A 7,083-nucleotide genomic window follows, 5' to 3' on the forward strand; every position below is an offset into this window, starting at 1 on the left:
TGGCGCGCGAACTCGGGCCGGAGAACATCCATGTCGCACATGTCGTCGTCGATGGCGCGATCGACACCGATTTCACCCGCGAACGCGCGCCCGACCGTTACGAGTCCCGCAAGGCCGCCGACGGCATCCTGAACCCCGATTCCATTGCCGAGAACTACTGGAATCTGCATCGCCAGCCCCGCGACGCCTGGACCCACGAACTCGATCTGCGGCCGTGGTCGGAGCATTGGTGATGGCGGGACCGCTGGAGGGCATCCGGGTCATCGACCTGACCACGGTGGTATCCGGGCCGGTCTGCACCGCCATCCTGGCCGACCAGGGCGCGGACGTGATCAAGATCGAGCCGCCCACCGGCGACATCGCCCGCCGCACCGCCGGGGATGGGCAGTTCACCGCCATGTTCATCGCCTGCAACCGCGGCAAGCGTTCGGTGTCGTTGGATTTGAAACAACCGGCGGCGCTGGAGGCGCTGCGCCGCCTGATCGCCACCGCGGACGTCCTGGTGCAGAATTTCCGTCCCGGAACGATGGAGCGGCTGGGCCTGGGCGAACCGGAAATGCGCGGCGCCAATCCGGGCCTGGTCTATGTGTCGATCTCCGGCGTCGGCGATACAGGCCCCTACGTGAAAAAGCGTGTCTATGACCCGATCATCCAATCGCTGTCGGGCTTCGCCGATGTCCAGGCGGACCAGGAAACCGGGCGGCCGAAGATGATCCGCACCATCGTTGCGGACAAAACGACCGCGGTCTATGGCGCCCAGGCCATCTGCGCCGCCCTGGTCGCCAGGGCGCGCACCGGCCAGGGCCAACACATCCGCCTGTCGATGCTCGACACCATGGTGGGATTCCTGTGGCCCGAGGCGATGTCGCAATATGCCATCGTCGGCCGGGAAAACGCCCCGCAGCCGGCGCCTCGGCCTGACCTGATCTTCCAGACGTTGGATGGTTACATCACCGTCGGGTCGCTGTCCGATTCCGAGTGGCGCGGCCTGTGCCATGTCATTGAACGGCCGGAATGGGTGGATGACCCGCGCTTCCGAACGCCCTCGGCCCGATCGATGAACGCGGCGGAACGGCTGCGGCTGGTGGGCGAGATCCTGGCGACCGGGCATAGCGAGGACTGGCTGGACCGTCTGGACGCGGCAGAGGTGCCCTGCGCCCCGGTGCTGCGGCGTGCCGACGTCATGCACAATGTCCAGGTGATCAACAACGCGCTGATCGAGGAGATCGAACAGCCCACCGTGGGCCGGGTCCGCCAGGCTCGCCCCGCCGCTCGGTTCGATCGCACGCCGGCCCGCATCGCCGGCCCTGCTCCGAGCATTGGGGAGCATACCGAGACTGTCCTGGCGCAGATCGGTTATTCCATAGCCGACATAGCGGCACTGACGTCCAAGCCACCGGGGTCCAACCATCGGGGATGAACAATGGGCAATGAACGCATCCTGTGGGGCGCCGGCACCAGCCGAACCATCCGTCCACATTGGGCCTTGCATGAACTCGGCCTGGACTTCGAGTTGCGTCCGATCCTGCCCCGCACCGGCCAAACCAAGACCGCCGAATTCACCGCCCTGAGCGCCCGCCAGAAGATCCCGTTGCTGCAGGATAACGGCCTGATCCTGACCGAAAGCGCGGCGATCATTACCTATCTGTCCGACGCCTACGGCCAGCCGCACAACCGCCTGGTGCCCACAGATCCCAGGCAGCGGGCGCAATGCCTGGAATGGTGCTTCTTCGTCATCAGCGAGTTGGATGCGACGTCGCTGTACGTGATGCGCCGGCACGGCGACCTGCGGCACATCTATGGTGAGGCACCGCAGGCCAACGCCGCCGCGGCCGAATACTTCCAGCAGCAGATGCGAACCGTCGAGCGCGCATTGGAGGCTGATCCACACTACATCCTGGGCGATCGCTTCACGGCCGCCGACATCCTGCTGTCCACCTGCGTGACCTGGGCGGTTCGTTACGGCGTGTCGGTGAGTGATCGCGTACTGGCCTATAATGAGCGTGCGAAGGATCGACCTGCCTATACACATGCATTGGCGACCAATGCCCCGCCGGCGGCTGGCATTGTGATACCACCGAGCGGTTGTTCCGTTTGATACAAATAGGTGTTTCTTCGGTTCGGCCTGCCGGTTTCCAATTTGCACAAACCAAGGCGTGGATGGCGGGCCATCGCCCGCCATGACGAGGGCACGACGGTGGGCAACGGCACAGCCGGCCAATATGACAGAATTAGAGCATGGCACGGACAGGGTCAGACCCGCCGTAGGTCGAGCGTGCGTGGGTGCTCGCGGGATTGTTGGCCGACCGGTTCGTCCATCGGTCCGGGTGTGTGGCCGAACGGGAAGAACCGGCCGCGGCGCCTGGCTTCGGCTTCGTTGGCGTTGACGGGGAACGTGTCGTAGCTGCGACCACCGGGATGGGAGACGTGGTAGGTCAGGCCACCCAGGCTGCGGCCGCTCCAACGGTCGAAGATGTCCAGCACCAGCGGCGCGTGGACGCCGATCGTCGGGTGCAGCGCGCTGGGCGGGTTCCAGGCCTTGAAGCGGATGCCGCCGACATACTCCCCTTCCCGGTCAGTGCGGGTCAGTGGCACCGCGGCGCCGTTCGCGGCGAGCACATAGCGTTCGTCGATCCAGCCGGACACGCGTGCCTGCACGCGTTCCACCGAACTGTCGACATAGCGGACCGTACCGGTGGCGGTCTGTTCCTCGCCCAGAACGTGCCAGGGTTCCAGGGCGTTGCGCAATTCCAGCTCCATGCCGCGGCAGGCGACCTGGCCGATATGGGGGAAGCGGAAGGCCAGATGCGGGGCGAACCATTCCGTGTCCAAGCTGAAACCAAGCGTCCCGAGTTCTTCCAACGCGCCGTTGAAGTCCTGTTCGACGAAGTGGGGCAGCATGAAGTCGTCATGCACCCTGGTGCCCCAGTGGATCAGGCGGCGCTCATACGGGCGCTCCCAGAAGGCGGCAACGGCTGCGCGCATCAGCAGGATTTGCGCCGCGGACATGCGGGCGTGCGGCGGCATCTCGAAGGATCGGCATTCGACCAGGCCTCGGCGGCCGGAGGCGCTGGCGGGGTCATACATCTTGTCGATACAGAACTCGGTGCGGTGGGTGTTGCCGGTCATGTCCGCCAGGATGTTGCGGAAGAGACGATCGGTGACCCAGGGGGCGACCGGTACGCCTGATTTGACTTGGGCGAAGGCGATCTCCAGTTCGGCGAGGGCGTCCTGCCGAGCCTCGTCCACCCTGGGGTGCTGGCTGGTGGGGCCGATGAACTGGCCGCTGAACAGGAAGGACAGGCTGGGGTGGTTGTGCCAAAAGCCAACTACGGATTTCAGCAGGTCGGGACGACGCAGGAACGGCGAGTCCTCGGCCGCGGCGGCGCCCATCACCACGTGGTTGCCGCCGCCGGTGCCGACATGGCGGCCGTCGAGGTTGAATTTTTCCGTTGCGAGGCCGATTTGGCGGGCTTCTTCGTAGAGTTCCTCGGTCAGGCGGACTTGTTCGGACCAGGTGTTGGCGGGGTGGACGTTGACCTCGATGACGCCGGGGTCGGGGGTGACGGAGAAGTGCAGCAGGCGTTCATCCTCGGGCGGCAGGTAGCCCTCCAGGACGATTTTGCGGCCGGTTTCGGCGGCGGTTTCTTCCACAGCGGTGGTCAGGGCCAGCCAGTCCTCGACGGCGAAAACCGGCGGGAAGAAGATGTGCAGCAGGCCGTCGCGGGCCTCGACGGCGAGGGCGGTGCGGACGATTTCGGGGTCGCTTTTGCCGATCTCGGGTAGGTCCTGCGGGACGGGGCGGAAATTCTCGATGCCATGGCGGTCGCCCAGGGCTGGGCGGGTTTGCAGGGCCTGGCGTGGGGGTAGTTTTTCGCGTGGGGCGAAGGGGTCGGGGTCGATGTCGTATTCGGCCTGTTCAGGATCGACCCAGGGCAGCGATTCCAGCGGCAGGCGCAGGCCGAGTGGGCTGTCGCCGGGGATCAGGAACATCTCGCCGGATTTGAAGAACCATTTGCCGGATTGCCAGCGCCTTGCGCCGCCGTCGATCACTCGGTGCAGGGGCAGGACGCTGCCGACGGTGCTGGACAGGCCCTGGGCGAAGATTTTTGCCAGTCTGGCGCGTTCCAGCGGGTCGGCCAGCCTGGAGTCCTCGGCCAGGACGTTGGCGGGCAGGCGGTGTTCTTTCCATAAGTAGTAGTGGACGTCCTCGTACGCCGGGATAACCAGGGCGGGGTCGATTTGCAGGCGTTCGGCGAGGCTGTAGGCGAAGCGGGCGGCATCCCTGGCGGTGGCGTTATCGGTGTCGTCGTCGGAGGCGAGCAGAGCGGGATCGTTCCAGATCGTTTCGCCATCCGCGCGCCAGTGGCAGTGGAGGGCCCAGCGGGGTAGTTGCTCGCCGGGGTACTGTTTGCCCATGCTGTGGTTCAGCACAGCGCCCGGTGCCCAGCGGTCCATCAGGCGGCGGATCAGGCGACCGGCGTAGGCGCGCTTGGTGGGTCCTAGGGCGTCGGTGTTCCACTCCGCGGCGTCCATGTCGTTGGCGGCGATGAAGGTTGGCTCGCCGCCCATGGTCAGACGGACGTCGTTGCGTTGTAGTGCGCGGTCGACGTCCTGGCCGCGGGCTAGGATCGCCTGCCACTGGGCCTCGGTGTAAGGCTTGGTGGTGCGGGGGGTTTCCTTGATCCGGTTTACGGACATCTCGAAGCCGAAAGTGGTTTCTGCTTTTTCGACCAGGCCGGAGATTGGCGCGGCGGAGATCGGGTCGGGGCTGGCGGCGAGCGGGATGTGGCCCTCGCCGCACAGCAGGCCGGAGGTGGCGTCGAGGCCGACCCAGCCGCCGCCGGGTAGGTAGACCTCGGCCCAGGCATGCAGGTCGGTGAAGTCGGCGGTCGGACCCTCCGGCCCTTCCAGCGGCTTCACATCGCCGACCAGTTGGATCAGGTAGCCGGACACGAAGCGGGCGGCGAAACCGAGGTGGCGCAGCACCTGGACCAGCAGCCAGGCGGAGTCTCGGCATGAGCCGGTGGCGCCCTCCAGGGTCTGTTCCGGGGTGAACACGCCGGGTTCCAGGCGGACGATGTAGGCGACTTTCTTCTGGATCAGCGTGTTCAACGCGACCAGTTTGTCTACTGTCCGCATTTCCTCGCGGGGGATGGCGTTTAGCAAAGCTTGTAGATTTGGACCGGGGGTTTCGGTTTTGCGGAACGGGGCGAGTTCCTGCTCCAGGACCGGGTCGTAGGTGAACGGGTAGGTTTCGGCTTGCGGCTCCAGGAAGAAGTCGAACGGGTTGACCGTGACCATGTCCGCGACCAGGTCGACAGTGACCTCGAACCGGTCCACCTTCTCGGGGAACACGACGCGGGCGAGGTGGTTGCCCTGCGGGTCCTGCATCCAGTTGATGAAGTGCGGTTTTGGCTCGACCGTCAGGTCGTAGGACAGGATCGCGGTGCGGGCCTGTGGCGCGGGACGCAGGCGGATGGTCTGCGGACCCAGCGTGATGAGGCGATCGTAGTGGTAGGATGTCTTGTGGGTCAGAGCGACATGGAGCGGCATCTGCGGGGCCCGGCATTTGACATTGAGCCGGAATGTTGCACCGCACCAGGGGACAAAGGCAACCAGTGGATTGAGGGGGGAACGGTCATGCGTGGGTTTGGTGTTGTGTTGATTGGGGTCCTGTTTGCTGTGGGGCCGGCTCGGGCGGAATTGCTGGTGCATCATGATGTGCCGGCGGCCGCGGCGATCACGATCGCGCAGGGAACGTTGGCGCATTGCGCGGCGGAAGGATATGCGGTGTCGGTCGTGGTGGTGGACCGCGACGGGGACACGATCGTGGCGGTTCGCGGCGACAACGCATCGCCGCATACGATGGAGAACGCTCGGCGCAAGGCTTACACGGCGATGACGTTCAAGGTCTCGACGGACGCGTATGCCAAGCGGTTCACCGATGGGAACCCGGTGGTACGTCAGCAAGTGACGTTGCCGAACGTGATCGCGATCCCGGGTGGGTTGCCGATCAAGCTAGGGAATGAGGTTGTCGGTGGCGTGGGCGCGTCCGGATCGCCGGGGGTGGATGAGCCGTGCGTGCAGGCGGGGCTGGACCAGGCGGCCGATCAGTTGAAGTAGGCGCGACTATCTCGGGATAGGGCGGTCGAGGGCCGGCAGGGGCGCGCCTGACAGCAAGGCGCTGGCGGAACTGGTCAGCGCGGCGGCCCGGATCGAGGCGGTTCGGCGTTGGTCGGGGCGCAGCGTGGCGAGGTTGGCGGTGAAATCGCCCGCCACCTGTGCCATCGCGTTGGCCCACATCGCCCGGCTTTGCTGCTCCGCGGTGGTCGGGGCGGCGGGGGCTGGCGCGGGCTTGTCCTGCGTGCGGGGGCGGGCGTCGGCGGCCAGTTTTTGGGCGGCGGCCACGCCGGCTATGACGACGTCCGCACTGAAGTTTTCATCGTCCAGAGCGAGGATTCCGGTTTCGGTCATCCCGGGGTACGATGCCTGATCGGCATCGTCGGCGAGACTGCGCTTCAGGGCCTGACGATTCTGCTCGGCGGAGCGGTTCAGGGCGTTGGCGTTGCCTCGCAGACGCAGCGCCATGGACGGGGCGATGTCGTCGGCCATCGAGAGACTGAGGGATCCCAGCGCGGCCAGGCCGTAGGCGACGATCAGGGCGACGGCGAGAAGGCCGGCGCGGTTTTGCGCGCGGTAGTCGTTCACGGTTTCCAGCGCGGCGGCCCGAGCGAAGGCGATGTCGCCGCCGCAGACGCCGAGGAACATGGGGGCGAGGAGGGCGACGACGAGGGTCAACAGGATGTTGGCCGGGGGGAGCTGGATCGCGACGGCGTCTTGAGGCGGTTCGGGGTGGGTTTCGGTCATGGTGTCCGGCGTTGCGGTTGTGTAGGATGTTTATCTTAGATTTTGGGGATTTGTCAAGGAATGTTTACCTTGTTATAGAGATCGTTGCGTGGGTGGCCGGTGTCTTGCCGGTTTTCTGCTGAGAGGGTGTTGGGCCAGGGATTTTTCAGCACGGCGGACGAACGAGGGTCACGGCGTTCGTATGTGATACGAAATAACCGCTCCAGGGGAAGC

At 65.7% G+C, this 7,083-nt stretch carries 5 protein-coding genes and 1 pseudogene; 4 read left to right on the forward strand and 2 right to left on the reverse strand.

Annotation, left to right across the window (positions count from 1 at the left end; genetic code table 11):
* From GSQ89_RS27545 to GSQ89_RS27555, 3 genes and pseudogenes are all read left to right on the forward strand, one after another.
* Positions 1-233: pseudogene (locus GSQ89_RS27545) on the forward strand (oxidoreductase); the annotation flags it as partial.
* Positions 233-1,420, forward strand: coding sequence for a CaiB/BaiF CoA-transferase family protein (locus GSQ89_RS27550; RefSeq protein WP_158931327.1), 1,188 nt, complete (start codon positions 233-235; stop codon positions 1,418-1,420). The pseudogene GSQ89_RS27545 and the gene GSQ89_RS27550, both read left to right, overlap by 1 nt.
* A gap of 3 nt (positions 1,421-1,423) precedes the next feature.
* Positions 1,424-2,098 carry a glutathione S-transferase family protein gene (locus tag GSQ89_RS27555; protein WP_158931329.1) on the forward strand — a complete coding sequence of 225 codons (675 nt, stop codon included), beginning with the start codon at positions 1,424-1,426 and terminating at the stop codon, positions 2,096-2,098.
* Between the two features lie 155 nt (positions 2,099-2,253).
* On the opposite strand, the gene GSQ89_RS27560 is transcribed toward GSQ89_RS27555, so the two are convergent.
* Entirely contained in the window at positions 2,254-5,556 is a 3,303-nt protein-coding gene (locus tag GSQ89_RS27560) for a DUF2126 domain-containing protein (RefSeq protein WP_158931331.1), read from the reverse strand.
* A gap of 87 nt (positions 5,557-5,643) precedes the next feature.
* Here GSQ89_RS27560 and GSQ89_RS27565 point away from each other — a divergent pair, with 87 nt between their 5' ends.
* On the forward strand, positions 5,644-6,126 hold the full coding sequence (locus GSQ89_RS27565) for a heme-binding protein (protein WP_158931333.1): 483 nt from the start codon (positions 5,644-5,646) through the stop codon (positions 6,124-6,126).
* Positions 6,127-6,132: 6 nt separating this feature from the next.
* On the opposite strand, the gene GSQ89_RS27570 is transcribed toward GSQ89_RS27565, so the two are convergent.
* Positions 6,133-6,870: a hypothetical protein gene (locus GSQ89_RS27570; protein ID WP_158931335.1), complete on the reverse strand. Its 738-nt coding sequence runs from the start codon at positions 6,868-6,870 to the stop codon at positions 6,133-6,135.
* Positions 6,871-7,083: the final 213 nt, after the last annotated feature.

This window comes from Acidisphaera sp. S103, assembly GCF_009765975.1.
GTDB lineage: Bacteria > Pseudomonadota > Alphaproteobacteria > Acetobacterales > Acetobacteraceae > Rhodopila.

Excerpts from the sequence above, each read along its gene's own strand:
- GSQ89_RS27565 (WP_158931333.1), top strand. The coding sequence starts at position 5,644 with ATGCGTGGGTTTGGTGTTGTGTTGATTGGGGTCCTGTTTGCTGTGGGG.
- GSQ89_RS27550 (WP_158931327.1), top strand. The coding sequence starts at position 233 with ATGGCGGGACCGCTGGAGGGCATCCGGGTCATCGACCTGACCACGGTG.
- GSQ89_RS27570 (WP_158931335.1), bottom strand. The coding sequence starts at position 6,870 with ATGACCGAAACCCACCCCGAACCGCCTCAAGACGCCGTCGCGATCCAG.
- GSQ89_RS27555 (WP_158931329.1), top strand. The coding sequence starts at position 1,424 with ATGGGCAATGAACGCATCCTGTGGGGCGCCGGCACCAGCCGAACCATC.
- GSQ89_RS27560 (WP_158931331.1), bottom strand. The coding sequence starts at position 5,556 with ATGCCGCTCCATGTCGCTCTGACCCACAAGACATCCTACCACTACGAT.